General features: G+C 65.8%; 25 protein-coding genes and 1 pseudogene. 20 read left to right on the top strand and 6 right to left on the bottom strand.

Features of this window, described 5'->3' with window-relative positions; all coding sequences use genetic code 11:
* Nucleotides 1–22 precede the first annotated feature (22 nt).
* The 3 genes from FHW64_RS11410 to coaBC form a co-directional block, all read right to left on the bottom strand.
* Entirely contained in the window at nucleotides 23–517 is a 495-nt protein-coding gene (locus FHW64_RS11410) for a glycine zipper 2TM domain-containing protein (RefSeq protein WP_184526051.1), read from the bottom strand.
* 198 nt (nucleotides 518–715) lie between these two features.
* Nucleotides 716–1,162, bottom strand: coding sequence for a dUTP diphosphatase (gene dut, locus FHW64_RS11405; protein ID WP_184526049.1), 447 nt, complete (start codon nucleotides 1,160–1,162; stop codon nucleotides 716–718).
* 28 nt (nucleotides 1,163–1,190) lie between these two features.
* A complete protein-coding gene (coaBC, locus tag FHW64_RS11400; RefSeq protein ID WP_184526047.1) occupies nucleotides 1,191–2,432 on the bottom strand; it encodes a bifunctional phosphopantothenoylcysteine decarboxylase/phosphopantothenate--cysteine ligase CoaBC in 1,242 nt (413 codons plus the stop codon).
* Nucleotides 2,433–2,505: 73 nt separating this feature from the next.
* On the opposite strand from coaBC, the gene FHW64_RS11395 reads away from it, so the two are divergent.
* The 7 genes from FHW64_RS11395 to FHW64_RS11365 are packed head-to-tail and all read left to right on the top strand — an operon-like array spanning nucleotide 2,506 to nucleotide 8,593.
* Nucleotides 2,506–4,176 (top strand): CTP synthase, encoded by a 1,671-nt coding sequence (locus FHW64_RS11395; RefSeq protein WP_184526045.1) that lies wholly within the window; start codon nucleotides 2,506–2,508, stop codon nucleotides 4,174–4,176.
* The gene (gene kdsA, locus FHW64_RS11390) at nucleotides 4,173–5,030 is read left to right on the top strand and encodes a 3-deoxy-8-phosphooctulonate synthase (RefSeq protein ID WP_184526044.1); all 858 of its coding nucleotides are present in this window, start codon (nucleotides 4,173–4,175) and stop codon (nucleotides 5,028–5,030) included. Before FHW64_RS11395 ends, kdsA begins: the two co-directional genes overlap by 4 nt.
* Entirely contained in the window at nucleotides 5,027–5,314 is a 288-nt protein-coding gene (locus FHW64_RS11385; RefSeq protein ID WP_184526042.1) for a DUF1330 domain-containing protein, read from the top strand. Before kdsA ends, FHW64_RS11385 begins: the two co-directional genes overlap by 4 nt.
* A 19-nt stretch (nucleotides 5,315–5,333) precedes the next feature.
* The gene (eno, locus tag FHW64_RS11380) at nucleotides 5,334–6,617 is read left to right on the top strand and encodes a phosphopyruvate hydratase (RefSeq protein WP_184526040.1); all 1,284 of its coding nucleotides are present in this window, start codon (nucleotides 5,334–5,336) and stop codon (nucleotides 6,615–6,617) included.
* A gap of 21 nt (nucleotides 6,618–6,638) precedes the next feature.
* Nucleotides 6,639–6,914, top strand: a complete 276-nt coding sequence (gene ftsB, locus FHW64_RS11375; RefSeq protein ID WP_184526038.1) for a cell division protein FtsB — start codon at nucleotides 6,639–6,641, stop codon at nucleotides 6,912–6,914.
* A gap of 35 nt (nucleotides 6,915–6,949) precedes the next feature.
* Nucleotides 6,950–7,600 (top strand): AAA family ATPase, encoded by a 651-nt coding sequence (locus FHW64_RS11370; protein ID WP_184526036.1) that lies wholly within the window; start codon nucleotides 6,950–6,952, stop codon nucleotides 7,598–7,600.
* A 9-nt stretch (nucleotides 7,601–7,609) separates the two neighbouring features.
* Nucleotides 7,610–8,593: a hypothetical protein gene (locus FHW64_RS11365; RefSeq protein WP_221210256.1), complete on the top strand. Its 984-nt coding sequence runs from the start codon at nucleotides 7,610–7,612 to the stop codon at nucleotides 8,591–8,593.
* A gap of 18 nt (nucleotides 8,594–8,611) precedes the next feature.
* Here FHW64_RS11365 and FHW64_RS11360 read toward each other — a convergent pair whose 3' ends face one another.
* Together FHW64_RS11360 and FHW64_RS11355 are read right to left on the bottom strand one after the other, a co-directional pair.
* The gene (locus FHW64_RS11360) at nucleotides 8,612–9,610 is read right to left on the bottom strand and encodes an Hsp33 family molecular chaperone HslO (protein WP_184526034.1); all 999 of its coding nucleotides are present in this window, start codon (nucleotides 9,608–9,610) and stop codon (nucleotides 8,612–8,614) included.
* Entirely contained in the window at nucleotides 9,610–10,134 is a 525-nt protein-coding gene (locus tag FHW64_RS11355; RefSeq protein ID WP_184526032.1) for a gamma carbonic anhydrase family protein, read from the bottom strand. The genes FHW64_RS11360 and FHW64_RS11355 overlap by 1 nt, the downstream gene beginning before the upstream one ends.
* A 39-nt stretch (nucleotides 10,135–10,173) precedes the next feature.
* On the opposite strand from FHW64_RS11355, the gene FHW64_RS11350 reads away from it, so the two are divergent.
* Nucleotides 10,174–10,977 (top strand): ferritin-like domain-containing protein, encoded by an 804-nt coding sequence (locus tag FHW64_RS11350; RefSeq protein ID WP_184526030.1) that lies wholly within the window; start codon nucleotides 10,174–10,176, stop codon nucleotides 10,975–10,977.
* Between the two features lie 38 nt (nucleotides 10,978–11,015).
* On the opposite strand, the gene FHW64_RS11345 is transcribed toward FHW64_RS11350, so the two are convergent.
* Nucleotides 11,016–11,744, bottom strand: a complete 729-nt coding sequence (locus FHW64_RS11345) for a TetR/AcrR family transcriptional regulator (protein ID WP_184526028.1) — start codon at nucleotides 11,742–11,744, stop codon at nucleotides 11,016–11,018.
* Between the two features lie 170 nt (nucleotides 11,745–11,914).
* On the opposite strand from FHW64_RS11345, the gene FHW64_RS11340 reads away from it, so the two are divergent.
* From FHW64_RS11340 to FHW64_RS11290, 12 genes and pseudogenes are all read left to right on the top strand, one after another.
* A complete protein-coding gene (locus FHW64_RS11340) occupies nucleotides 11,915–12,781 on the top strand; it encodes a fumarylacetoacetate hydrolase family protein (protein WP_184526026.1) in 867 nt (288 codons plus the stop codon).
* Nucleotides 12,782–12,785: 4 nt separating this feature from the next.
* Nucleotides 12,786–13,583: an alpha/beta fold hydrolase gene (locus FHW64_RS11335; RefSeq protein ID WP_184526024.1), complete on the top strand. Its 798-nt coding sequence runs from the start codon at nucleotides 12,786–12,788 to the stop codon at nucleotides 13,581–13,583.
* A gap of 2 nt (nucleotides 13,584–13,585) precedes the next feature.
* Nucleotides 13,586–14,875, top strand: coding sequence for an amidohydrolase family protein (locus FHW64_RS11330; protein WP_184526022.1), 1,290 nt, complete (start codon nucleotides 13,586–13,588; stop codon nucleotides 14,873–14,875).
* Between the two features lie 19 nt (nucleotides 14,876–14,894).
* Nucleotides 14,895–16,178: an amidohydrolase family protein gene (locus tag FHW64_RS11325; protein ID WP_184526020.1), complete on the top strand. Its 1,284-nt coding sequence runs from the start codon at nucleotides 14,895–14,897 to the stop codon at nucleotides 16,176–16,178.
* Nucleotides 16,175–17,116 (top strand): branched-chain amino acid ABC transporter permease, encoded by a 942-nt coding sequence (locus tag FHW64_RS11320; protein WP_184526018.1) that lies wholly within the window; start codon nucleotides 16,175–16,177, stop codon nucleotides 17,114–17,116. The genes FHW64_RS11325 and FHW64_RS11320 overlap by 4 nt, the downstream gene beginning before the upstream one ends.
* Nucleotides 17,113–18,255: a branched-chain amino acid ABC transporter permease gene (locus tag FHW64_RS11315; RefSeq protein ID WP_221210255.1), complete on the top strand. Its 1,143-nt coding sequence runs from the start codon at nucleotides 17,113–17,115 to the stop codon at nucleotides 18,253–18,255. Before FHW64_RS11320 ends, FHW64_RS11315 begins: the two co-directional genes overlap by 4 nt.
* 17 nt (nucleotides 18,256–18,272) lie before the next feature.
* On the top strand, nucleotides 18,273–19,526 hold the full coding sequence (locus FHW64_RS11310; protein WP_184526015.1) for an ABC transporter substrate-binding protein: 1,254 nt from the start codon (nucleotides 18,273–18,275) through the stop codon (nucleotides 19,524–19,526).
* A gap of 3 nt (nucleotides 19,527–19,529) precedes the next feature.
* The gene (locus FHW64_RS11305) at nucleotides 19,530–20,351 is read left to right on the top strand and encodes an ABC transporter ATP-binding protein (RefSeq protein ID WP_184526013.1); all 822 of its coding nucleotides are present in this window, start codon (nucleotides 19,530–19,532) and stop codon (nucleotides 20,349–20,351) included.
* A pseudogene (locus FHW64_RS34720) lies at nucleotides 20,348–20,857 on the top strand (ABC transporter ATP-binding protein); the annotation flags it as partial. The gene FHW64_RS11305 and the pseudogene FHW64_RS34720, both read left to right, overlap by 4 nt.
* 522 nt (nucleotides 20,858–21,379) lie before the next feature.
* Nucleotides 21,380–22,597 (top strand): Tm-1-like ATP-binding domain-containing protein, encoded by a 1,218-nt coding sequence (locus tag FHW64_RS34715; protein WP_311733290.1) that lies wholly within the window; start codon nucleotides 21,380–21,382, stop codon nucleotides 22,595–22,597.
* A 16-nt stretch (nucleotides 22,598–22,613) separates the two neighbouring features.
* Nucleotides 22,614–23,447 (top strand): phosphoenolpyruvate hydrolase family protein, encoded by an 834-nt coding sequence (locus FHW64_RS11295; protein WP_184526009.1) that lies wholly within the window; start codon nucleotides 22,614–22,616, stop codon nucleotides 23,445–23,447.
* Between the two features lie 15 nt (nucleotides 23,448–23,462).
* Nucleotides 23,463–25,160 carry a flotillin family protein gene (locus FHW64_RS11290; protein WP_184526007.1) on the top strand — a complete coding sequence of 566 codons (1,698 nt, stop codon included), beginning with the start codon at nucleotides 23,463–23,465 and terminating at the stop codon, nucleotides 25,158–25,160.

The raw sequence follows: 25,160 nt of genomic DNA, 5'->3' as shown, positions 1-25,160 counted from the left end.
TTTTTCAATGGTGCGCCCGCACTCAGTAGCGGGAAATCTGGCCGTTGTTGATGACCACGCGATCGCCGATGCGCAGATCGCCCGGCGACGGCACGTCGAATGCGCGATAGCCGCCATTGTCCGTCTGGACCGACACGCGGTAGGTCTGGTAGGTCCTCGGCGCGTTGTTGTTCGCCTCGATGCTGTTGCCCAGCAATGCACCGCCCACGAGCCCCAGCGCGGTTGCCGCCGCGCGGCCGCTGCCATGGCCGATCTGGTTGCCGAGCACGCCGCCAACAGCGCCACCGGCAATCGCGCCGGCGCCGCTCGTCGGCGCGCCCGAGGATTGGCTCTGGATCACCTCGATGTTGGCGACACGGCCGTATTCCACGTAGGCACCGGGCGCCATCTGTTGCGGCGGCGGCTGGTAGGGATAGCGGGCGGTCTCATAGACCGGTTGCGGCGCCACGCACGCGGTCAGAGCCGAAAGTGCGACGACCGAAGCGGCGATGGCCAAGGGACGAATCGAGATCTTCATGTTGGATGGCTTTCTCAAAAATGGCGCGCTGGAAATCGCGCTCTCATGGACCTGACAACGCACGATCGACGCATGCGATGACACCGGTCACATGTTGACACTTTCGAGCAACGGGCTGGCGTCGGGTTCCTGTCTTTACGCGCGCGAAACGGAGGCGCATTGCGTCGCGGGCAGCGTCCTACGCGCCCGCCCGCCGCTTCAGTGCTTGCCGGTCGAGCCGTAGCCGCCCTCGCCGCGTTCGCTCGGCGGGAATTCCGCCACCACGCGGAATTGCGCCTGCACCACCGGCACGATCATCAATTGCGCCAGCCGCTCCATCGGCTGCAGCACGAATGGCGTGTTACTGCGGTTCCAGGCGCTCACCTTGAGCTCACCCTGGTAGTCGCTATCGATCAGCCCCACGAGATTGCCCAGCACGATGCCGTGCTTGTGCCCCAACCCAGAGCGCGGAAGGATCAGGGCCGCGTAACCCGGATCTGCAAGATGGATCGCGATGCCCGTCCCCACGAGCTGCCAGCCGTTCGGTTCGAGCGTGATCGGCGCTTCGAGGCAAGCCCTCAGGTCCAATCCGGCGCTTCCGGGCGTGGCATAGGCAGGCAACTGGTCCTGCATGCGGGGATCGAGGATTCGAACGTCGACTTTCACTGAATGGGTCCTTGAGTGTTTGTAAATTTCATTGCTTCTTTGCCGAACGCACGTAGTCCGGCACGCGCGCCGCGATCTCGGCCACGAGTTCCCGTGCCAGCGTGAGCTTGGGCGCGCGCGGCAACTCGCGAACGCCCTTGGCATCGACCAGCAGCAGGCTGTTGTGGTCCTGGCCGAAGGTCAGCGGGCCGATGTTGCCGACCAGGAGCGGAATGCCCTTGCGTTCGCGCTTGGCCTTGGCGTGCTCCACGAGGTTTTCGCTCTCCGCGGCAAAGCCGACACAGAAAAGCTCACCGCCCTTGGCGCGAGCGCCCTGCGCAACGGTGAGCAGGATGTCTTCGTTCTCGACGAAATGCAGCACGGGCGGCTTGCCGCTTCCGTCCTTCTTGATCTTCTGCGCGCTGTGCGTGGCCGGGCGCCAATCGGCTACGGCGGCCGTCGCCACGAAGATCGATGCAGACTGCACCGCCTGAAGCGTCGCCTCGAGCATGTCCTGGGCCGACTTGACATCGACCCGTTGCACGCCGCGCGGGGTCGGGAGATGCACGGGGCCGGCAACCAGCGTGACTTCCGCGCCAGCATCGCGCGCGGCGCGCGCAATCGAAAAGCCCATCTTCCCGGACGAATGATTGGTGATGCCCCGGATGGGATCGAGCGCCTCGAAGGTCGGCCCGGCCGTCACCACCACGCGCTGGCCCGCGAGCACCTTGGGCTGGAACTGCGCGACGATTTCCTCGAAGAGCTGCTCGGCTTCGAGCATGCGGCCGTCGCCGGTTTCGCCGCAGGCCTGCCAGCCATTGCCGACACCCAGCACGCGTGCGCCATCGGCATCGACCTGGCGCAGATTGCGCTGGGTGGCGGGGTGGCTCCACATTTCGCGGTTCATGGCGGGCGCGATCAGGAGCGGAACCCGGTCGATCGGCCTCGCAAGGCACATCAGGCTCAACAGCTCGTCGGAACGGCCCTGAACCAGCCGCGCGATGAAATCGGCACTGGCCGGCGCCAGCACGATCGCGTCGGCCTCGCGGCTCAGGTTGATGTGGGGCATGTTGTTGGCCTCGCGTGCATCCCACTGGGAGGTATAGACAGGCCGCCCCGACAACGCCTGCATCGTGACCGGCGTGATGAACTGTGTTGCCGCTTCCGTCATCACGACCTGCACCGTGGCGCCTGCCTTGACCAGGAGCCGGCATAGCTCGGCCGACTTGTAGCAGGCGATCCCACCCGTCAGTCCCAGAACGATGTGTTTGCCCGTGAGGTCTTGTTGCATCGGGCCAGTTTAATGGGTGGCCGTCCTCTACAATCCCCATTTCCCACTTCCCGGATCTGCGTCCGGAACTGGCATGACCAAATTCGTCTTCGTCACCGGCGGTGTGGTGTCTTCCCTCGGCAAGGGAATCGCCTCCGCCTCCCTCGCCGCATTGCTTGAATCGCGCGGCCTCCAAGTCACCCTCATCAAACTCGACCCGTACATCAACGTCGATCCGGGCACGATGTCGCCGTTCCAGCATGGCGAAGTGTTCGTCACCGACGACGGGGCCGAGACCGACCTCGACCTGGGCCACTACGAGCGCTTCATCACGACGCGCATGCGTCGCGCCAACAACTTCACCACGGGCCAGATCTACAAGACCGTGCTCGAAAAGGAACGCCGGGGCGACTACCTCGGCAAGACGGTGCAGGTGATCCCGCACATCACCAACGAAATCCAGGAATACGTCAAGCGCGGCGCCGGCATCGGCACCGCTCATGAAGTCGACGTCGCCATCGTCGAAATCGGCGGCACCGTGGGTGACATCGAATCCCTGCCCTTCCTCGAAGCCGTGCGCCAGATGAGCCTGCGCCTGGGCCCGAACAACTCGGCCTTCGTGCACCTGAGCTATGTGCCGTGGATCGCCGCTGCCGGCGAACTCAAGACCAAGCCGACCCAGCACACCGCGCAGAAGCTGCGCGAGATCGGCATCCAGGCCGATGCACTGCTTTGCCGCGCCGATCGCCCGATTCCGGACGACGAACGCGCCAAGATCTCCCTCTTCTCGAACGTGCCCGAATGGGGCGTGATCTCGATGTGGGACGTCGACACCATCTACAAGGTGCCGCGCATGCTGCACGAACAGGGCCTCGACGGCCTGATCTGCGACAAGCTGCGTATCAACACGCCGCCGGCCAAGCTCAAGCGCTGGGACGACCTCGTGTACGAAGTCGAGCATCCGCAGAAGGAAGTCTCCATTGCAATGGTCGGCAAGTACGTCGACCTCTCCGACAGCTACAAGTCGCTGAACGAGGCGCTGCGCCACGCCGGCATGAAGAACCATGCACGCGTGAAGATCGACTACGTCGACTCCGAGACCATCACGCCGCAGGACGTTGCGCGGCTCGGCAAGTACGACGCGGTCCTGGTGCCCGGCGGCTTCGGCCAGCGCGGCGTCGAAGGCAAGATCGCAGCGGCGCGTTTCGCCCGCGAAACCAAGGTGCCGTATCTCGGCATCTGCCTCGGCATGCAGGTCGCGACCATCGAATACGCCCGCAATGTGGCCGGACTCAAGAACGCGAACAGCACCGAGTTCGACCCACAGACGCCCACCCCGGTGATCGCGCTGATCACCGAGTGGAAGGACGCCGACGGCACGGTCAAGACCCGTGACGAGAAGTCTGACCTCGGCGGCACGATGCGCCTCGGCGCCCAAAGCTCCGACGTCGCGCCCGGCACGCTGGCCCACAGCATCTACGGCGACGTCGTCACCGAGCGCCATCGCCATCGCTATGAAGCCAACGTCAACTACCTCGACGACCTGCGCCGCGCCGGCCTCGTGATCTCCGCGCTCACGCAACGCGAGCACCTCACCGAAATCGTCGAACTGCCGCAGAGCGTGCATCCCTGGTACATGGGCGTGCAATTCCACCCCGAGTTCAAGTCGACGCCGTGGAGCGGTCATCCGTTGTTCAACGCATTCATCAAGGCGGCTCTGGATCACCAGGGCGCCGACAAGAAGGCGCTGAAGGTGGTGGCATGAAGCTTTGCGGATTCGACATCGGGCTGGACAGGCCGTTTTTCCTGATCGCGGGTCCGTGCGTCGTCGAATCCGAACAGCTGCAGATGGACACGGCTGGCACGTTGAAGGAAATCACTTCCTCGCTCGGAATCCCGTTCATCTTCAAGAGCAGCTTCGACAAGGCCAATCGCTCATCCGGCACCAGCTTCCGCGGTCCGGGCCGTGAGCGCGGCCTGGAAGTGCTCGCCAACGTCAAGCGCGAACTCAGGCTGCCGGTGCTGACCGACGTCCACACCGAGGACGACATCACCGCCGCTGCCAAGGTGGTCGACGTGCTGCAGACGCCCGCCTTCCTCTGCCGCCAGACCGATTTCATCCACGCCGTGGCGCAGTCGGGCAAGCCGGTCAACATCAAGAAGGGCCAGTTCCTCGCGCCGCACGACATGAAGAACGTGATCGACAAGGCGCGTGCGGCTGCCAAGGAAAAGGGCCTGCCAGAAGACAACTTCATGGCCTGCGAACGCGGTGCGAGCTTCGGCTACAACAACCTCGTCTCGGACATGCGCTCGCTGGCGATCATGCGCGAGACCGGCGCCCCGGTGGTGTTCGACGCCACGCACTCGGTGCAGCTGCCGGGTGGCCAAGGCACAAGCTCCGGCGGTCAGCGCGAGATGGTGCCCGTGCTGTCGCGCGCCGCGGTCGCCGTGGGCGTCGCGGGCCTCTTCATGGAAACGCACCCCGACCCCGCCAAGGCACTGAGCGACGGCCCGAACGCGGTGCCGCTCAAGCACATGAAGGCGCTGCTCGAGACGTTGCTCGCGCTCGACACCGTCACGAAGAAGAACGCATTTCTAGAGGACACTTTTCAAGCATGAGCGCCTACATCATCGCCAACGTCCAGGTCACCAATCCGACGCAGTACGAGGACTACAAGAAGTGGTCCTCCGAAGCGATGAAGGTGCACGGTGCCGAGGTCTGCGTGCGTGGCGGCAAGGTGGAAGTCCTCGAGGGCGACTGGCATCCTGAACGTATCGTGATCCTCAAGTTTCCGGACGTCGAGGCCGCCAAGAAATTCAATTCATCGCCCGAATACAGCAAGGCGCGCGCTTCGCGCCAGGGCGCCGCGATCATGCGAATGATCGTCGTCGAAGGTATTTGACCCAGGAGAAAGTAAAGAGATGAGTGCAATCGTAGATATCGTCGGGCGCGAAATCCTCGACAGCCGCGGCAACCCCACCGTCGAATGCGACGTGCTGCTCGAATCGGGCACCATGGGCCGCGCAGCCGTGCCTTCGGGCGCATCGACCGGCTCGCGTGAAGCCATCGAACTGCGCGATGGCGACAAGAGCCGCTATCTCGGCAAAGGCGTGCTCAAGGCCGTCGAGAACATCAACACCGAAATCTCGGAAGCCGTGCTGGGCCTCGACGCCAGCGAACAGGCCTTCCTGGACCGCACGCTGCTCGACCTCGACGGCACCGACAACAAGGGCCGCCTCGGCGCGAACGCAACCCTCGCCGTGTCGATAGCAGTGGCCCGCGCGGCCGCTGAAGAATCCGGCCTGCCGCTGTACCGCTACTTCGGCGGCATGGGCGGCATGCAGCTGCCGGTGCCGATGATGAACGTCATCAACGGCGGCGCTCACGCCAACAACAGCCTCGACCTGCAGGAATTCATGATCATTCCCGTGGGCGCGAAGAGCTTCCGCGAGTCGCTGCGCTACGGGGCCGAAGTGTTCCATGCGCTCAAGAAGATCCTCGGCGACCGCGGCATCAGCACCGCAGTGGGCGACGAAGGCGGCTTTGCCCCCAGCGTCGAAAGCCACGAAGCCGCGATCCAGCTCATCCTCGAAGCGATCGACAAGGCCGGCTACACCGCCGGCGAGCAGATCGCTCTGGGCCTCGACTGCGCTGCAAGCGAGTTCTACAAGGATGGCAAGTACGTCCTCTCGGGCGAAAACCTGAGCCTCACCGCCGAAAGCTGGACCGACATGCTGTCGAGCTGGGTCGACAAGTACCCGATCATCAGCATCGAAGACGGCATGCACGAAGGCGACTGGGACGGCTGGAAGCTCCTGACCGAACGCCTCGGCAAGCGCGTGCAGCTGGTGGGCGACGATCTGTTCGTCACCAACACCAAGATCCTGCAGGAAGGCATCGAGAAGGGCATCGCCAACTCGATCCTGATCAAGATCAACCAGATCGGCACGCTGACCGAGACCTTTGCCGCGATCGAGATGGCCAAGCGCGCGAGCTACACCGCCGTGATCAGCCACCGCTCGGGCGAAACCGAAGACAGCACCATCGCCGACATCGCCGTGGGCACCAATGCCGGCCAGATCAAGACCGGCTCGCTCTCGCGTTCGGACCGCATGGCCAAGTACAACCAGCTCCTGCGCATCGAAGAAGACCTTGGTGACGTGGCTGTCTACCCCGGCCGCGCTGCGTTTTACAACCTTCGCTGATCGTCTGGCGGATCAGGCGCCATGCGCTCCCGCATCGTCCCGATCATCCTGGTCCTGCTGCTGCTGATCATTCAGTGGCAGCTGTGGACCGGGCGCGGCAGCGTGCGCGACGTGGCGCAACTGCAGGAAAAGCTCACCGAGCAGAAGCAGGCCAACGCGCGCGCCGCGCTGGCCAACGAGCGACTGGAATCCGAGGTCAATGACCTCAAGGAAGGGCTCGAAATGGTCGAAGAGCGAGCCCGGCAGGAGTTGGGCATGGTCAAGCCCAATGAGGTTTTCGTGCAGATCACGAAATGATCCTCGGCCGATGACCTGAATCTCGCGGGGATGACATGACGCCCGCTCTTCCTGTCGGTTGCGTGATTGCGGTGCTGGGTGCCCCAGGCACCGGCAAGACTGAACTCGCGAATGCGCTTGCCGCGCGGCTTTTGCAGCGTGGCGTCGCCGCAGCGCTGGTGGCTGCCCCTGCACTGCGATCGCCAACGGTTCAAGAACACGCCCAAGCCGCCTTCGAGCAAACGAATCGCATCGCAGCCGCTGCCCAACGCGGAGTGGTGATCGCGGATTCGACTGCGCTGATGAACGCCGTTGAAGCCGACATACGGTTCGGCGACTCCTCCCTCTACGACCATGCCTTGGCCGCGCACCGCAGTCACGCGATCACGCTGCTGATGGCGCTGGATCTTCCGCAAGCTGAAGGGTCGGATCCCGCCGCGCAGGCCGAAGCGGAACGGGCCGATGCGCTGCTGCGCGCCGCACTTGCACGTGCCGGGTCGCCGTTCGCCGTCATCCACGGCCGCGGGCCGGAGCGGCTCGCCAGTGCATGGAACGCAATCAACGCCCGGGCCGAAGACGCGGGCGTCAGTTCGAGTTCCGGCCGGACGGCCTCAGGAGAGCGCGCATGGTTCTGGCCCTGCGACAAATGCTCCGATCCAGCGTGCGAGCATCGGCTTTTCCGCGATCTCATCGCAGGCCGTACCTAGCGGAAACCCATGGCACGTACACAGCACCTCACGCTCCTCGCAACATCCGGCATCGCCGCCATCTCATTTGCCGTCTCCACCGCCTTCGCGGCCCCGGCAACGGCAACCGTCGAGAACAAGACCCGCCCCACGGCTTGCGCCGAGGAGGACAACGTTTCGATGGTCCTCCGCGGCCAGGGCATCACGAATTTCCGCGTCGAGGCGCTCCAGCCTTCCTACATCGACAAGATCGAAAAGGACGTCACCACGCCCGACTTCTCGGCCTGCAACTTCGATGGCGGCGACCACCCGACCGACCCGAGCTACAAATTCAAGGCGCGTCGCGTGGTGCTGTACGACGGCCCGCAATGGACGATCGTCGGCATGACGCTGCCGTCCTTCTGGCGGCCGAATCGCGTGCCTGTGCGCGTTGGCGCGCGTTCAGGCAATGACTTCCATCTGGTCCAGGTCTTCGCGAAGGGCAAGGAAAAGGGCAAGAAGCCGATGGAGGCGATGGTGCTCTACCCTGCTGACGGCTACTGGCGGCTCAAGCCTTTGCCATTGGCGCGCTTCGGCGATGGCGTGTACGGCTCGTCGTTCCTCATGGGGCCGGTCGAGGATGCTGGCCGGCCGGTGGTCAATATCTCGTCGATCACGATCCAGACGCAGCCGCTCTCGTTCCGTCTTCGCTTCGCCAACGGCGGCAGTGCCTCGGTCAAGGTCGCGGAGATCAGCGAAGAACGCACTGCACTCGACGTATCGCTTCACCCGGCCACGCAGAAATCGCAGCCATTTGCGGTGCTTCGCTCGATGTATTTGGCGGTGGACAACGCGGACGTGAGCGAACTCACCTGGCAATCGACTCGCTCCGCCCCGCCGGAGACCAAGCCGTTGCCGGAGATTTCATCGATCGAAGCCGCGCAGGTCCGGTTTGCACGGACCACGCCGTCGCGCCACAACACCAGTGCGCCGGACATCCGCTTCAGCGACTTCGAAACCGCGCGGCGCAACTGATCGCCGCGCGCTGCGCAATTACTGGACGACCGCGGTGCCCGGCATCTGATCGCCGGGGGCGGTGAAGATCTGCGCCGCATCCACCGCATCGAAGTGGTACTGCTTGCCGCAGAAGTCGCATCCGACCTCGATGTTGCCGCGCTCCGCGATGATGCTGTCGGCCTCTTCCCGGCCAAGGCCGCGAATCATGCTTTCGACGCGGGTGCGGCCGCAGGTGCACGCGAAGTGCGGGCCCAGCATGCCGGTCTGCGGCTCGAAGCGCAGCACCTTCTCTTCCCAGAACAAACGGCGAAGGATCGTGTCGACATCGAGCGTCAGCAGTTCGTCGCGCGTCAGGCTCGACGCGAGGATCGAGATACGGTTGTAGTCCTCGTTGTGCCCGATCTGGTCCTGCTGCACCTGCTCACGACCGCCCTCGGCCGTGCCTTCGAGATTGGCTTCGCCCTTCACCGGCAGGCGCTGGATCAGTAGTCCGGCCGCAACCTTGTCGTCGGCAGCAAGCACCAGGGTCGTGTCGAGCTGCTCGCTCTGCAGCATGTAGTGCTGGAGGATTTCGCTCATCCGTTCGAGCTTCTTGCCCTTCTCGTCGATCAGCGGCACCACGCCCTGATAGGGCTGCTGGCCCGGGAGCTTGTCCTTGGGGTCGAGCGTGATCGCGCAGCGGCCCTTGCCGTGCACGTTGACCATGTCCGACAGCTTCGCATCGGCCGCGATCTCGCCCATGGCCTTGGCCGTGGAACGCAGGCTCAGGTCGGGCTTGACTTCAGCCACAGCGACCTTGACCGGCCCGTCGCCGAAGATCTGCAGGATCAGCGAGCCATTGAACTTGATGTTGGCTTGCATCAGCGTGGCGGCGGCGGTCATCTCGCCGAGCAGCTCGGCCATGGGCTGCGGATAGGCGCCCGTCTCCGAGTTCGACGCACGGCGCGCCAGCACTTCCTGCCAGGACTCGGTCAGGCGCACGATCATCCCGCGCACCGGCAGGCCTTCGAACAGGAACTTGTGAAGTTCAGACATCAAGCAATCTTTTTCAGTCCCTTCGCAAAGCGATGGGCGTTTTCGACATAGTGTTCGGCGCTCTGCCGCAGCTTGGCGGCCGCGGCATCATCCAGCGTACGGACCACCTTGGCCGGCGAGCCGATGATGAGCGAGTTGTCCGGAAACTCCTTGCCCTCGGTCACGACGCTGCCGGCGCCGACGATGCAATTGCGGCCGATCTTCGCGTTATTCAAGATCACCGCCTGGATGCCGATCAGCGAGTTGTCGCCGACGGTGCAGCCGTGGAGCATCACCTGGTGCCCGACGGTGACGTTTTCCCCGATGTTGAGCGGGCAGCCATGGTCGGCATGCAGCACCGAGAGGTCCTGGATGTTGCTGTTGCGGCCGATCCGGAGCGATTCCGTATCGCCGCGCAGCACCGCGCCAAACCACACGCTGGCGTTCTCGGCCAGCACGACATTGCCCATCACCTGCGCACTGTCGGCAACCCAGGCGCCTTCTCCCAGTTGCGGCGCCACGCCATCGAGTTCATACAAGGCCATCGCGGAGTCTCCAGAGGTCGAAAACCTAGAATTGTAGGGATGCACCCCCGCCTTCGCGCCCTTGCCGCGCTGCGCCTCACAGACCCCGAACAGAAGGTGGCCGCCACCCGCGCGCTCTTCGCGCAACTGGGCGATGAGCCCCTTTCGCTGCAGCCGGTGCGCACATCCGGCGACGACACCGGCGTACCGGGCCGGCCGGAGCGCCCGCTGCGCGTTTCTGCGATGGACGTCGGGAAGCGCTCTCCCTTCACGCCGGAAGGCCGTGCGGCACTGATCCATTCGATCTGCCACATCGAATTCAACGCGATCAATCTTGCGCTCGACGCTGCCTGGCGCTTCGACGGCATGCCGGAGGACTTCTACCGGGAGTGGCTCTGTGTCGCCGACGAGGAGGCCCAGCACTTCACCCTTCTCCATGCGCACCTGCAGGAGATGGGCCACCGCTACGGCGACTTCACCGGCCACGACGGCCTGTGGAGCATGTGCGAGAAGACGAAGGACGACATCGTCGCGCGCATGGCGCTGGTGCCCCGCACGCTCGAAGCGCGCGGGCTCGACGCCACGCCGTTGATCCAGGCCAAGCTACGGCGCGTCAACACGCCAGACGCGCATGCCGCGTGCGCGATCCTCGACATCATCCTGCGCGACGAAGTCGGCCACGTCGCGATCGGCAACCGCTGGTATCGCTGGCTTTGCGAGCGGGACGGGCTCGACCCGATCTCGCACTACCGGGTGCTCTACCGACGCCACGAAGCGCCCCGCCTGAAGGCGCCCTTCAACCTCGAAGCTCGCGCTCAGGCCGGGTTCACCGACGAAGAGCTTCAGGCCCTCTCACAAGGCTGAACTTCGACCGGATTCCGGCGTCACTTCGGCCGGATCGATCAACCCTTCGAAGTCGCGGCTGGACGTCGCGCACCGTTGCTGGTGCTGCTCCGCGGCTTGCCGGCTGCGCCGTTACCTCGCGCAGCAGGCTTGTGCTCCGACTCCCGCAGCGCCGCATCGATCAACGCATCCGCCATCCACAGCGCAGTGCGTTCCACCTCCCGGTCGCTCAGTCCCCAGATGTCCTTGAGGATGACGTACGGTTCGATGCCGTAGACGACCGACAACGCACGATGCAGCCTGTCTCGCACCGCAGGCCGAAGCTGCGGCACCAGTGGCGCGATAGCGTGTTCAAGAATCCGCACGCGATGCCCCCGGCGGTAGGGCTCCTCTTCGAGCAGGCCCGCCCGCTCCAGCCCCCACTGCTCCAGCGAAAGTTGCGCCGCAGCACGCATCGGTGCCTCGAATTCCTTGAAGCGCGGGAAGGTCTGCAGAAAGAGCTCATGCACCCGCTCGCGCCCGCCCGGCGTATCCGAAGCCAGCTTGCGCACCGGCCCGAGCGAACTGTCGACGACCGCCGTCACCAGCGCACTGCGGCTCGGAAAGTACCTGTAGGCGGTTGCGCGCGACACCTTTGCCCGCGCGGCGGCCTCCGCCACCGAAGGAATGTGGCCGCTCTTCTGGATGATGTCGATCGCGGTTTCAAGCAGCAGTTTGAAAGTCGCAGCCCTGACACCGCGCTCTGGCGGCACGGGGGGTTCACTCAGCTTGTGCTTCAGTCGAGCCATGGGGTTTGTACGGGTTCTGATTGGCCTGACGTGTCTTGTGAAGGTCCGAGGACGGCACGTATGATGCACCGGTCCCGATTTGAGACGCAAGTCTCAAAAATCGGAAATCCAGATCTCGCGGCATCGGACGCACGTCCCACGGACTCGCGAGACAACCCGGAGACAACGGCATGCGCTTGGCCAGCTGGAGTTGGGGTGGACGCGAGCACGTCGGCACGATCTCGGCCGACGGGCGCGAGGCTACGCCGCTCGCCGCCGGCGATGCAACCCGGGGTGCTCTCCCGCTGATCCAGGCACTGGCACGCGGCGAACCACTCCCACAGCCTTCCGGAACGCGACTGCCGGTCGACGTCGTCGCGCTGCGCGCCCCGCTGCCCCGCCCCCTGCGAAGCCTCTTCTGCGTGGGCCGCAACTACCGCGCGCATGCGCAGGAGCTTGCCGGCACGGTGTTTCGCGAGACGATGCCGACAACCGATCCGTGGCCGATCGTCTTCGGCAAGCTCGGTGAATGCGTGATCGGCCCTTTCGACACGGTGCGAATGCCTTCTGCGTCCACCACGATCCAGGTCGACTATGAATCCGAACTCGCCGTGGTCATCGGACGCGGCGGCCGCGACATCCCGCGCACGCGTGCGATGGACCACGTCTTCGGCTACACGATCGTGAACGACGTGACTGCACGCGACGTGCAGATGCGCCACCAGCAGTGGGACCTCGGCAAGAGCTTCGACAACTTCTGCCCGATGGGCCCCTGGATCGTGACCGCCGACGAACTCGACGGCCGCGCCACGCGCGTGCGAGGCTGGGTCAACGGCGAGCCGCGCCAGGACGGGCTGACGAAAGACATGATCTTCGACATCCCCACGCTGATCGAGACCTGCTCGCGCGGCATCACGCTGCATCCGGGCGACGTGATCGCGACCGGCACGCCCGCAGGCGTCGGCATGGGATTCAACCCGCCGCGCTGGCTCCGCTCAGGCGATGTGGTGCGTATCGAGATCGATGGCGTCGGTGTCATCGAAAACCGTTTCGAGTGAAGCCATGGCATTCCAGACCATCGATCGCATCGCAGTCGAGGACGAAGGCGAAGGCCCGGTCGTCGTCTGCGTCCACGGATTGGGCGGCAGCGGCAATACGTTTACACCGCTGATGCCGGCGCTGGCGCGGCATCGCGTGATTCGCGCGGACCTGCCGGGCAGTGGACGTTCGCAACGTGCAGAGGGCGAGTTGAGCATCGCGCGCTATGTCGAGGCACTCCTGCGTGTGTGCGAGCGCCTCGGCGTCTCGCGCGCGCACTGGATCGGCCATTCGATGGGCACCATCGTCTGCCAGCACATCGCGGCCGACCATCCGAAATGCGTTGCGAGCATGGCGCTTTTCGGCCCGCTGATCGAACCACCCGATGCGGCACGCACCGCGATGAAAGCACGCGCAGCGAAGGCACGTGAAGGTGCGTCGGGCATGCAGGAGATCACCCAGGGATTGCTGCAAGCCGCAATCTCCGCCGACACGCGCCAGCGCCTCCCGGTCGCCGTCGCCTATGTGCGCGAAAGCCTGATGCGCCAGGACGGCGAAGCCTACGCACGAAGCTGCGAGGCGCTCGCCAGTGCGCCCGCCGCGCAGGTGGAGCGCATCGAAGCGCCCGTGCTCCTGGTCACGGGCGACGAAGACGGCGTCGCGCCACCACAAGCGGTGCGCGCGATGGCCGACCGACTGCACCGCGCAGCAGAAAAGCGCGTGGTGGTCCTGCCGCGCTGCGGCCACTGGACGCCCATCGAAAGGCCCGAGGAGTGCCAGCGCGAGTTGCGCGACTTCCTGGCCGCACAAGCGAGGAACTGAACATGGCCGACGTGCTGTTCACCAACGTTCGCGTCTTCGACGGCGGCGGCGAGGCGCCGTTCACCGGTGATGTGCTCGTGCAGGGCAACCGCATCGCACGCGTCGTGAAGACGGGCTATGGCGTGCCCTCGATGCCGGTGGCGGGTGCGCAGGTCATCGACGGCGCGGGCGCCTTCCTGATGCCCGGCATGGTCGAGGCGCACACGCATTTCTCGTGGAACGACCAGCCCAGCCTCGACGCGATCCAGCGCATGCCGCCGGAAGAACACATCCTCTGGTGCGCCGAAGTCGCGAAGCGCTATCTGGACATGGGCTGGACAAGCTGCGTCGGCGCAGCCACCGCCAAGCCGCGGCTCGACGTGGTGATCCGCAATGCGATCGCTGACGGCACGATCATCGGCCCGCGCTACCTCGCAGCGAGCCAGGAGATCACCGTGCCAGGCGGCCTCGGGGACACCACGCAGCCGCACCTGCCGCAGCCCGAATTCGCTTTCGGCGCAGTCGTCAGTGGCGTCGAAGAGATGCGCCGCTGCGTACGCATGTTTGCGAAGTACGGCGTCGATTCGCTCAAGATCAATCTCTCTGGCGAATCGATCACCGGCATGCCGAGCGAGATGAGCCAGTTCACCGAGGAGGAAGTGGCCGTCTGCGTGCAGGAAGCCAAGGCCTGGGGCAAGCGCGTCGCGGCGCATGCGCGCTCGACATGGTCGATCAAGCAGTGCGTCAAGCAGGGCATCGAGGTGATCTACCACGCGAGCTTCACCGATGAGGAAGCGCTGGACATGCTCGAGGCGCACAAGTTCGAGCACTTCATCGCGCCCGGCCTCGCGTGGCTCATCAACACCAGCTATCACGCCAGCGAATGGGGCCTGACGCCGGAAGTCACTCGCCAGATGGGCTACCACCGCGAGCTCGAAGCCGCCATCGAAAGCATGAAGGCGATGCGCAAGCGCGGCATTCGCATCCTGCCCGGCGGCGACTACGGCTTTGCGTGGACGCCGCACGGCACCAACGCGAAAGACCTTGAGTACTTCGTGAAGTACGTGGGCATGAGCACCATGGAAGCGCTTCTCTCCGCCACCGCATGGGGCGGGCCGATGATGCGCATGGGCAAGGTGCTCGGCTACATCCGCGAGGGCTATCTCGCGGACATCCTCCTGATCGACGGCGATCCGCTCGCCGACATCGCGGTGCTGCAGGACAAGGCGCGCATCCTGGCCGTCATGAAGGACGGCGAATTCCACCGCGCGCCACCCGTGCGCCGCGCACACACGACCCGCTGGGCCGCATGAGGGCCCCAAGGAGAACGACATGGCCGATGTTGTCTTCACCAACGTCCGCATCCTCGACGGCACCGGGCAGAACCCGTATGCCGGCAGCGTGCTGGTGCGCGGCAACCGGATCCGGCAGGTAGGCCGCAGCACCGCACCGATCGCGCCCAGCGGCGCCATGGTGGTCGATGGAGCGGGCGCCACGCTGATGCCCGGCATGTGCGAGGCCCACACGCACTTCTCATGGAACGACGCGGCCACGCTCGCCGCCATCCAGCGCATGCCACTGGAAGAGCACGTGCTGTGGTGCGCGAAGGTGGCAGGCCGCTATCTGCAGGCCGGTTTCACGTCGTGTGTCGGCGCGGCATGCGCTAAGCCCCGGCTCGACGTGGTGACCCGCAACGCGATCAACTCGGGCCAGATCCCCGGCCCGCGCTATCTCGCGGCGAGCCAGGAGATCACCGTCCCCGGAGGCCTCGGCGACGAGACGCTGCCGCATCTGCCCTTCCCGGAATTCAGCTTCGGCGTCAACGTGAACTCGGCCGACGAGATGCGCAAGGCGGTGCGCATGTTCCTGAAGTACGGCGTGGATTCCATCAAGCTCAACCTCTCGGGCGACAACTTCACGCCCGATTCACCGGCCGAGACCACCTGGATGAGCGACGCCGAAGTCCATGCCGCGATGGAGGAAGTGCGTGTGCGCGGCAAGCGCGGCACCGCGCACGCGCGCTCGGCCGCTTCGGTCAAGCAGGCGCTGCGGCACGGCATCGACGTGATCTACCACGCAAGCTTCACCGACGAGGAAACGCTCGACATGCTCGAAGCCGCGAAGGACCGCGTCTTCGTCGCGCCCGGCATTGCGATCCTCTACGCCATGCTCTACGAGGCCGAGCCCTACGGCATCACCTACGAGAAGGCTTGCGCGATGGGCTATCAGATCGAGTGGGACAACGCGCTCGAATCGCTCAAGGCCATGCACCGGCGCGGCGTGCGCATCCTGCCGGGCGGCGACTACGGCTTCGCGATGACGCCGCACTGCCAGAACGCACGCGACCTCGAGTTCTTCGTGAAGTACCTCGGCTTCACGCCGATGGAGGCGATCCGCAGCACGACGCTCTACGGCGGGCAGATCATGATGCGCCCCAATGATCTCGGCACCATCACGGACGGCTATCTCGCCGACCTGCTGCTGGTGGACGGTGACCCGCTCGCCAACCTTTCTATCCTGCGCGACCCGAAGCGCATCCTCGCGGTGATGAAGGATGGCGAGTTCGCCAAGGCGCCCGAGTTCAGCGCGCAACGGCGCTGGGAGCACGCCGCATGAAGTATCGGCGGTGGATTCCGTGGATCGTCTTCGGCCTGCCGGTCGCGGTGTTCGCCGTCTGGGCGATCGCGGACAACGCATCGCTCTTCTTCAAGACGCTGCTCAACGGACTCACGCTCGCATCGCTCTACTTCCTCGTCGCGAGCGGCTTCACGCTGGTCTTCGGCCTGATGCGTAACGTGAACCTCGCGCACGGGTCGCTCTATCTCATCGGCGCCTATATCGGCTGGATGGTTGGCGAGCACACCGGCTCGTGGGTGCTTGCGGTGATCGCAGGCTTCCTGTCGGCGGCGATTCTCGGCCTGCTGATGCAGGTGCTGATCTTCCGGCACATGCAGGGGCAGGACCTGAGGCAGACGCTGGTGACCATCGGCCTTTCGATCGTGCTCGCGGATCTCGCGCTGTGGATCTGGGGCGCGGAGATCTACACCTTCGACCCGCCCGCATGGATCTACGGTTCAACGACCCTGCCGCTGGTCAACAAGTTTCCGACCTACCGGCTGATGGTGCTTCTGGCGTCGATCGTGATCGGCGTCGGGCTCTGGCTTCTCCTGGCGCGCACGCGCATCGGCATGATGATCCGCGCCGGCGTGGATGACCGCGCGATGCTCGCAGCCTCGGGCGTGAATGTGCAGCGGGTGTTCGCGCTGACCTTCGCGATCGGTGCCGGGCTGGCCGGGCTCGCCGGGGTCGTGGGCGGAACGGCTTTGTCGGTCTCGCCAGGCGAGGACACGCGCTACTTGCTCGCCTCGCTGGTGGTCGTGATCGTCGGCGGCATGGGCAGCGTCGTCGGCGCTGCGATCGGCGCTCTGCTGATCGGGCTCGCCGAGCAGTTCGGCCTCGCCTACGCGCCCACCTACAGCGTGGTGTTCACCTTCGTGATCATGGTGATCGCGCTGGCCTTCAAGCCACGCGGATTGATGGGGAAAGCTGCATGAGCGCAGCACAGTGGCGTCGCGCAATGAACTCGTCCGCTGCGGCGGCCGGCGTGGCGCGGCGCGGGCGCGATGCGGTGGCTCTTCAACCGGTTGCGCGAGCCTCCACACCGGAAGTCAGCGCGCCATCACGCTGGGCCTCCGCATGGCGCGCGATTCGCGTGCGGCACGTCATCGTGCTGGCCTTCGTGCTCATCTACCCCTTCGTTGCATCGCCCTTCTTCACCTACCAGATCGGCGCCCAATCGCTCGCGCTCGGGCTCATCGCCCTGTCCCTCACCTTTCTGGGCGGCTACGGCGGCATGGTCTCTCTCGCGCAGATGACGGTGGCCGGATTCGCCGCCTACATGCTCGCGATCTTCGGCAGCAGCAGCAATATCGCGATCAGCCTCGGCTGGCCATGGTGGCTCGCGCTGCTCGTCGCGGTCGCACTCGCCACGCTGTTTGCGGCGGGCATCGGATGGCTCTCGGTCCGCACCGAGGGCATCTACACGATCATGATCACGCTCGCGGTCGGCGTGGCGTTCTTCTATCTCGCTCAGCAGAACTACACGCTGTTCAACGGCTTCCAGGGTTTCAGCAAGCTCGCACCCCCAGTCATCGGCGGACTGGACCTGCACCAGCCAGTGCCCTTCTATTTCATGGTGCTGGCCTGCTCGCTCGCGGGCTACTTCTGGGTCAAGTACCTCATTCGCGCGCCGTTCGGCGTGGCGCTCCAGGGCATCCGCGACAACCCGCGCCGCATGCAGGCACTCGGGTTCAACGTCACCGCGCATCGCGTTGCGGCCTATGCGGTCAGCGGCTTCCTCGCGGCCGTCGGCGGCGTGCTGATGGTCTGGTACAACGGCCGCATCTCGCCCGGCACCGTTGGTACCGGCGCGATGATCAACATCCTCATCATCGCCGTGCTCGGCGGCATGAAGCACCCCATCGGCGCCTTCGTCGGTGCCATCGTCTTCGTGCTGCTGCAGAACTTCGCCATCGACCTCGTCGACCGCGAACGCTTCAATCTCGTGATCGGCGGGGTCTTCCTCGCGATCGTGCTGTTCTCACCCGACGGACTGCTCGGCCTCTGGCAGAGCGCGCGCAACCGCCTGGGCTCCTCTTTCCCCCACCGCGGCCCCGGCCGCTTTCATCGTTGACAACAAAGGAGCGAGACATGAGCAGAGAGAGAAAAGTGTTCGTACGCGGCATCGTCGCCGCGGCGGCGCTGGTCACGGTGACCGGCTTCGCGTACGCACAGGAGACCCTCAAGGTCGGCCTGCTGGCCACCCTCGAGGGACCGTTCGCTGCGCCCGGGCAGGACGGCATGCGAGGCGCGGACCTCGCGCTCAAGCAGAAGAACGGCATGGCCGGTGGCAAGAAGATCGAGTTCGTGAAGGTGTCGTCCGACGCCACGCCCGACAAGGCGGTCAATGCCACACGCAAGGCGGTCGAGCAGGACAAGGTGCAGATCATGATCGGCCCGCTGTCGGGCGACGAGGGCATCGCGGTCAAGAACTACGCGAAGACACAGCCGAACATCACGTTCATCAATGGCTCGTCAGGCGCACAAGGCGCGACGTTGAGCGATCCGGCGGCGAACTTCTACCGCTTCAACACCGAAGGCGCGCAATGGATGGTCGGCCTGGGCGAGCACGCGCTCGGCAAGGGCTACAAGAAGGTGTACCTGATTGCCGAGGACTATGGCTTCCCGTACTCGCAGGTGCAGGGCTTCATGGCCAGCTACTGCGCCAAGGGCGGCAAGGTGGTCGACAAGGCCTGGGTGCCGCTGGGCACCAAGGACTATGCGTCGGTGATCGCGAAGGTGCCGAAGGACGCCGATGCGCTGCTGGTGGTGCTCGGCGGCTCTGACGCGGTGAACTTCCTCACGCAGTACGAGCAGGCAGGCGGCGACAAGCCGATGATCGGTGGCTCGATCACGGTCGACCAGACGGTCCTCAACTACAAGGGCAAGCGCCGTGAATCGCTCCTCGGCACAGCCTCCGCAGGACCGATGGCGGATTCGATCGATACGGCCGAGTGGAAGAAGTTCGTGGCCGACTACAAGGCCAACTTCAAGGACGGCTTCCCGAGCCCGTCGCTCTTCGCGTACCTCTACTACATCAACACCAAGGCGGCGCTGGACGCACTCGATACGGTCAAGGGTGATCTCTCGAATGGGCAGAAGGCTTACCGCGAGGCTCTGCAGAAGACCGACTTCAAGGGCCCGGCCGGCGAAGTGAAGATCGATGCCAACCGCAACGGCGTGGGCACCACCTACATCACCGAAGTTGCGAAGGCACCGGACGGATCGTTCTACAACAAGGTGGTGAAGACGGTGCCGAACATCAGCCAGACGCTGGGACTGCCAGAGGCCGACTTCAAGAAGATGGGCCTCGGCACCCGCGACGTGCCTGACTGCCGCACCTGACGCATGGCCACGATCACTCCCCTCCGTTCGGCCGCAGCGCGCAGCAGCGCTGCGCATGCGGTCGCCGGCACGCAGCTGCTGTCAGGCGACGCGCTGCGGCTGGAGGGGGTGACGCGCGCCTTCGGCGCCCTGCGTGCGGTCGATGATGTTTCGCTGACCGTCGCCGCGGGGCAGAAGTACGCGATCCTCGGGTCGAACGGCGCGGGCAAGACGACGCTCTTCAACGCCATCACCGGCGACTTCCCGCCGACCGCGGGGCGCATCCAGTTCTTCGGCGAGGACATCACGGAACTGCCGCCGCACGAACGCATTCGCAAGGGACTGCGGCGCACCTATCAGTCGTCGCTGCTGTTCCGCGAGCTCAGCGTGCGCGACAACCTCTTCCTGGCCGTGCGTGGCGTGGCGAGCGGGCGCTTCAGCTTCTTGCGGGCGCGAGGCGGACATGCATCGACGCGCGCGACACAGGACCTGCTCGAACGCACGCGGCTCACGCACATCGCAGACGAAAAGGTCGCCAACCTTGCACACGGACAGCAGCGCCAGCTCGAGATCGGCATGGCGCTCGCGGGTGCGCCGCGTTTGATTCTTTTCGACGAGCCCGCTGCGGGCCTGTCCCCGGCCGAGCGGCGCGAACTGGTCGCGCTGCTGCGCTCGCTGCCGGCGCACATGAGCTTCGTGCTGATCGAACACGATCTGGAAATCGCCCTGCGCGTGGTCGACCGCGTCACGGTGATGCACAACGGCCGAACCCTGCGCACCGGCAGCCCCGAGGAGATCGAGGGCGATGCCCAGGTGCAGGCCATCTACATGGGGAGCCGCCAATGACCGGCTGGTTCCGAAACGATCGCAGCGAGCGCGACGGCACACTGCCCAACAACGCGCCGGTGCTCGCGATCGATTCGCTCGACGTCTTCTACGGCCACGCACATGCGCTGCAGGGCGTGAGCCTCGTGCTCGAGCGCGGCGTGCTCGGCATCGTCGGTCGCAATGGCATGGGCAAGACCACGCTGTGCAATGCGATCACCGGCATGGTGCCGGCGCGCGGCAGCATCCGGCTCGCGGGCGAAGAGATCCTCGGCCTCGCGTCCAACGAGATCACGCGGCGCGGCATCGCCTATGTGCCGCAGGGGCGCCGCGTGTGGCCCTCGCTGTCGGTGGATGAAACGCTGCGCCTCGTCGCGAGCAAGCGGCGCGAGGTCGATCGCGTCTATTCGATGTTCCCGCGCCTTGCCGAACGCCGGGGACATGGCGGCGCGCAACTGTCGGGCGGCGAGCAGCAGATGCTCGCGATCGGGCGCGCGTTGCTGCTCAACCCGAAGCTGCTGGTGATGGACGAGCCCACGGAGGGCCTCGCGCCGGTCATCGTCGAGCAGGTGGCGCAGTCGCTGCGCGACCTCGCGGCCGAGGGTCGCATCGCGGTGCTGCTGATCGAGCAGAACCTCGGCGTCGCGATCTCGGTGGCGGATCGCATCGGCGTGATGGTCAACGGACGCATCGCGCAACAGATGCCGGCATCGCAGCTCGCGGCGGACCTCGACCTGCAGGAGCGCCTGCTCGGCGTGCGCTCCAACGGTCACGACGACGAGATCGGCAGCGCCCCGAGTGCAAGCGACGAACCGCCTCCGACGCAGGTCTTTACCGTGCGACGCGCACATGGCGACGGCACGCCTTCGCTCGACGACATCGCACCGCGCACGGTGCGCGGCTTCACGCGCTGGAACGCGGGCGGCACGGCAGCGCCGGTCGCCGACATCGTGCGGCAGCCGGTGGAAGCGCCTCAGGCGTCCCCACCTACGCCGGCTCCGACCGTCGCCGCACCACAGGTGTTCGACTTCCCCGTCGCGGCCAGCAGCGTGCGTGCGGCCTACGTCTGCGGCACCTTCGACACCAAGAGCCGCGAACTGTTCTACCTGCGCCAGTGCCTGGAGCGGCTCGGTTTGCGCGTGGTCACGGTCGACCTCGCAACCTCCGGCAAGCCCTCGCCGGCCAGCGTGCATCCGCGCGAGGTGGCACGTCACCATCCGCAGGGCGAATCCGCCGTCTTCAGCGACGACCGGGGCGCAGCGACCGGCGCGATGGCGCTCGCCTTCGAGTCGTTCATCCGCACCCGTCGCGACCTCGGCGGGATCATCTCGGCAGGCGGCTCAGGTGGCACCTCGATGGCAACGCAAGGGATGCGCGCATTGCCGATCGGCGTGCCCAAGGTGATGGTCTCCACCATGGCGAGCGGCGACACGCGCCCCTACGTGGGCCCGAGCGACATCTGCATGATGTATTCGGTCACCGATGTGCAGGGCATCCATCGCATCAGCGAAGCGGTGCTCGGCAATGCCGCGAACGCTCTCGCGGGCATGATCGCGCACCCGCCACTGACCGGATCCACCAGCAAGCCTGCGCTCGGCCTCACGATGTTCGGCGTCACCACGCCTTGCGTCCAGATGCTCACCAAGCGCCTGGAGGACGACTACGACTGTCTCGTCTTCCACGCCACCGGCGTCGGCGGCCAGTCGATGGAGAAGCTCGCCGACTCCGGCCTGCTGGCTGGCGTGATCGACGTGACCACCACCGAGATCGCCGACGAGATCGGCGACGGCGTGCTCTCTGCCGGTCCGACGCGGCTCGATGTGTTTGCGCGGCACGCGCTGCCCTACGTGGGTTCGTGCGGCGCACTCGACATGATCAACTTCGGCGCGTGGGACACGGTGCCCGAGCGCTATCGCGCCCGCAAGCTCTACCGCCACAACCCGACCGTGACGCTGATGCGCACCACCGCCGACGAGTGCCGCGCAGTCGGCGAATTCATCGCGACGAAGCTCAATGCAATGCGCGGGCCGGTGCGGTTCCTGATCCCCGAAGGCGGCGTCTCGTCGATCGACCGGCCGGGGCAGCCCTTTCACGACCCGGAGGCCGATCGCGCGCTGTTCACCGCCATCGAGCAGGGTTTCCGCACCAGCGCGGAGCGCAAGTTGCTGCGCCTGCCGCTGCACATCAACGACGAGGCTTTCGCCGATGCGCTGGCCGCCGCGTGGCACGAAGTGTCGCGACCGGCCGCGAACATCAGGCGCGCCTGAAGAGGAGGAGGACCCCATGCCACGCATCGCCCGCATCACCCTCCTGCAACGACTGCGCGACAAGATCGCGTCGGGCCGGCCGATCATCGGCGGCGGCGCCGGCACCGGCCTTTCGGCGAAATGCGAGGAAGCCGGCGGCATCGACCTGATCGTGATCTACAACTCCGGCCGCTACCGCATGGCGGGGCGCGGATCGCTCGCCGGCCTGATGGCCTACGGCAACGCGAACGAGATCGTCTGCGAGATGGCGCGCGAGGTGCTGCCTGTCGTCAGGCACACGCCAGTGCTCGCGGGCGTGAACGGCACCGATCCCTTCATGATCCCCGACGAGTTCCTGCGGCGCCTGATCGCGCTGGGCTTCTCGGGCGTGCAGAACTTCCCGACCGTGGGCCTCATCGACGGCACCTTCCGCGCCAACCTCGAAGAGACCGGCATGGGCTACCAGCTCGAAGTCGACCTGATCGCACGCGCCCGCGAGTTCGAGCTGCTGACCACGCCCTACGTCTTCAGCGAAGCCGATGCGCGCGCGATGGCCGAGGTCGGCGCCGACATCGTGGTGTGCCACATGGGCCTCACGACCGGCGGTGCGATCGGCGCGGAGACCGCGTTCACGCTCGACGACTGCATACCGCGCATCAACGAATGGGCCGCCGCCGCGAGGTCGGTGAAGCCCGACACCATCGTGCTGTGTCACGGTGGCCCGATCGCCACGCCGGAGGACGCACGCTACGTGCTCGCGCGCTGCCCCAACTGCCACGGCTTCTACGGCGCCAGCTCGATGGAGCGGCTGCCCGCAGAGACGGCGCTCACCGAGACGACGCGCCGCTTCGTCCAGATGACCAGAGATTAAGAGGAGACGACATCCATGTCAGGTGCTCAATTCGGCAACTTCATCCTCGGCCTGATCGTGGTCGCGATCGTCGTCGCGCTCGCGGTCTGGCTGCTGCACTGGCTGTACCTGCGAAGCTCCAAGGAGCGTGCCTTCGTGCGCACCGGGCTCGGCGGCCAGAAGGTGGTGCTCGACGGCGGTGCTTTCGTGCTGCCGATCGTGCACGACGTGATCCCCGTCAACATGAACACGCTGCGGCTCGAAGTGAGTCGGGGCCGCGACAAGGCGCTGATCACCAAGGACCGCATGCGCGTCGATGTAATCGCGGAGTTCTATGTGCGGGTCGCGGCCAACGCGGAGTCGGTTTCCGCCGCGGCGCAGACGCTCGGTCTGCGCACCATGGAGCCCGAGCAGCTCAAGGAACTGGTGGAAGGCAAGTTCATCGACGCACTGCGCACCGCCGCCGCCGAGATGACGATGGAGGAACTGCACGAGAAGCGCGGCGCCTACGTGAGGCGCGTACGCGAAGCCGTGGCGGGCGATCTCACGAAGAACGGCCTGGAGCTCGAAGCCGCATCGCTCACACAGCTCGACCAGACCGCGATGGAGTTCTTCAACCCGAGCAACGCCTTCGACGCCGAGGGTCTGACGCGGCTCACCGAGCAGATCGAGCGTCGCAAGAAGCAGCGCAACGACGTCGAGCAAGACACGCTGATCGCGATCCGCAACAAGAACCTCGAAGCCGAGAAGCTCTCGCTGGAGATCGATCGCGAAGGCGAGCACGCGCGCCTTTCGCAGCAGCGCGAGGTGGAGATTGCCCGCGCCCGCCAGCGCGCGGAACTGGCAGCAGAGCGTGCCCAGCGCGAGCAGGATGCGGAAAGCGCACAGATCGCGGCCAAGCAGAGCATCGACGCGGCCCGCATCCGGTCGGAGCAGACCGTCGAGCAGGAGCGCATCGGCAAGGAGCGCGCGATTCAGGGCGCGGAGATCGAACGCCGGCTGCAACTCGAACTCGCCGAGCAGCAGCGCGCCATCGCGATCGCGCGTGAGAGCAAGGCGCAGAGCGAAGCGCAGGCCGAGGCAGAAGCCGCTCGCGCACAGGCCGTGGCAGCGGAAGAGAAGGTGTTCACCGCACGCGAAGTCGAGATGGCTGAACGCAAGAAGGCGATCGAACTCATCGCTGCCGCGCAGGCTGCCGAACGTGACGCGCTGCGCCTCACGACCGCCGCGCAAGCGGAGAAGGACGCGAGCGCCGACCGGGGTGCGGCCGTGCGCGCACAGGCCGAAGCCGACGCAGAAGCCGAGAAGATCCGCTCGATGGCGATGCGCGTACGTGCCGAGATGGAGGCCGAAGCGCAACGCATGATGAATGAAGCGCACAACATGCTGTCGCCGGAGGCACGCATGTCGGCATTGCGCATGAAGCTGGTCGAGAAGGCCGAGGCGATCATTCGCGAATCGGTGCGGCCGATGGAACGCATCGAGGGCATCAAGATCCTGCATGTCGACGGACTCGGCGGCTCGTCGGGCGGCGAGCGCAACGGCGACGGCGGCGGGTTTGCCGACGGTCTCGTCAACTCCGCACTGCGCTTCCGTGCTCAGGCGCCGCTGGTGGACCAGTTGCTGCGCGAGATCGGCATCGAGGGCGGCGACATCCAGCGCCTGGTCGGCGATGCCAGCGGCGCGCAGGCCGCCCTGCCCGCCGGCACGCCGAAGAGCGGCAGCGGGGAATAG

The sequence above is a fragment of the Variovorax sp. Sphag1AA genome (genome assembly GCF_014192575.1).
In the GTDB taxonomy this organism is placed as follows: domain Bacteria; phylum Pseudomonadota; class Gammaproteobacteria; order Burkholderiales; family Burkholderiaceae_C; genus Variovorax.
This window is presented reverse-complemented; position numbering and strand designations above follow the sequence as displayed.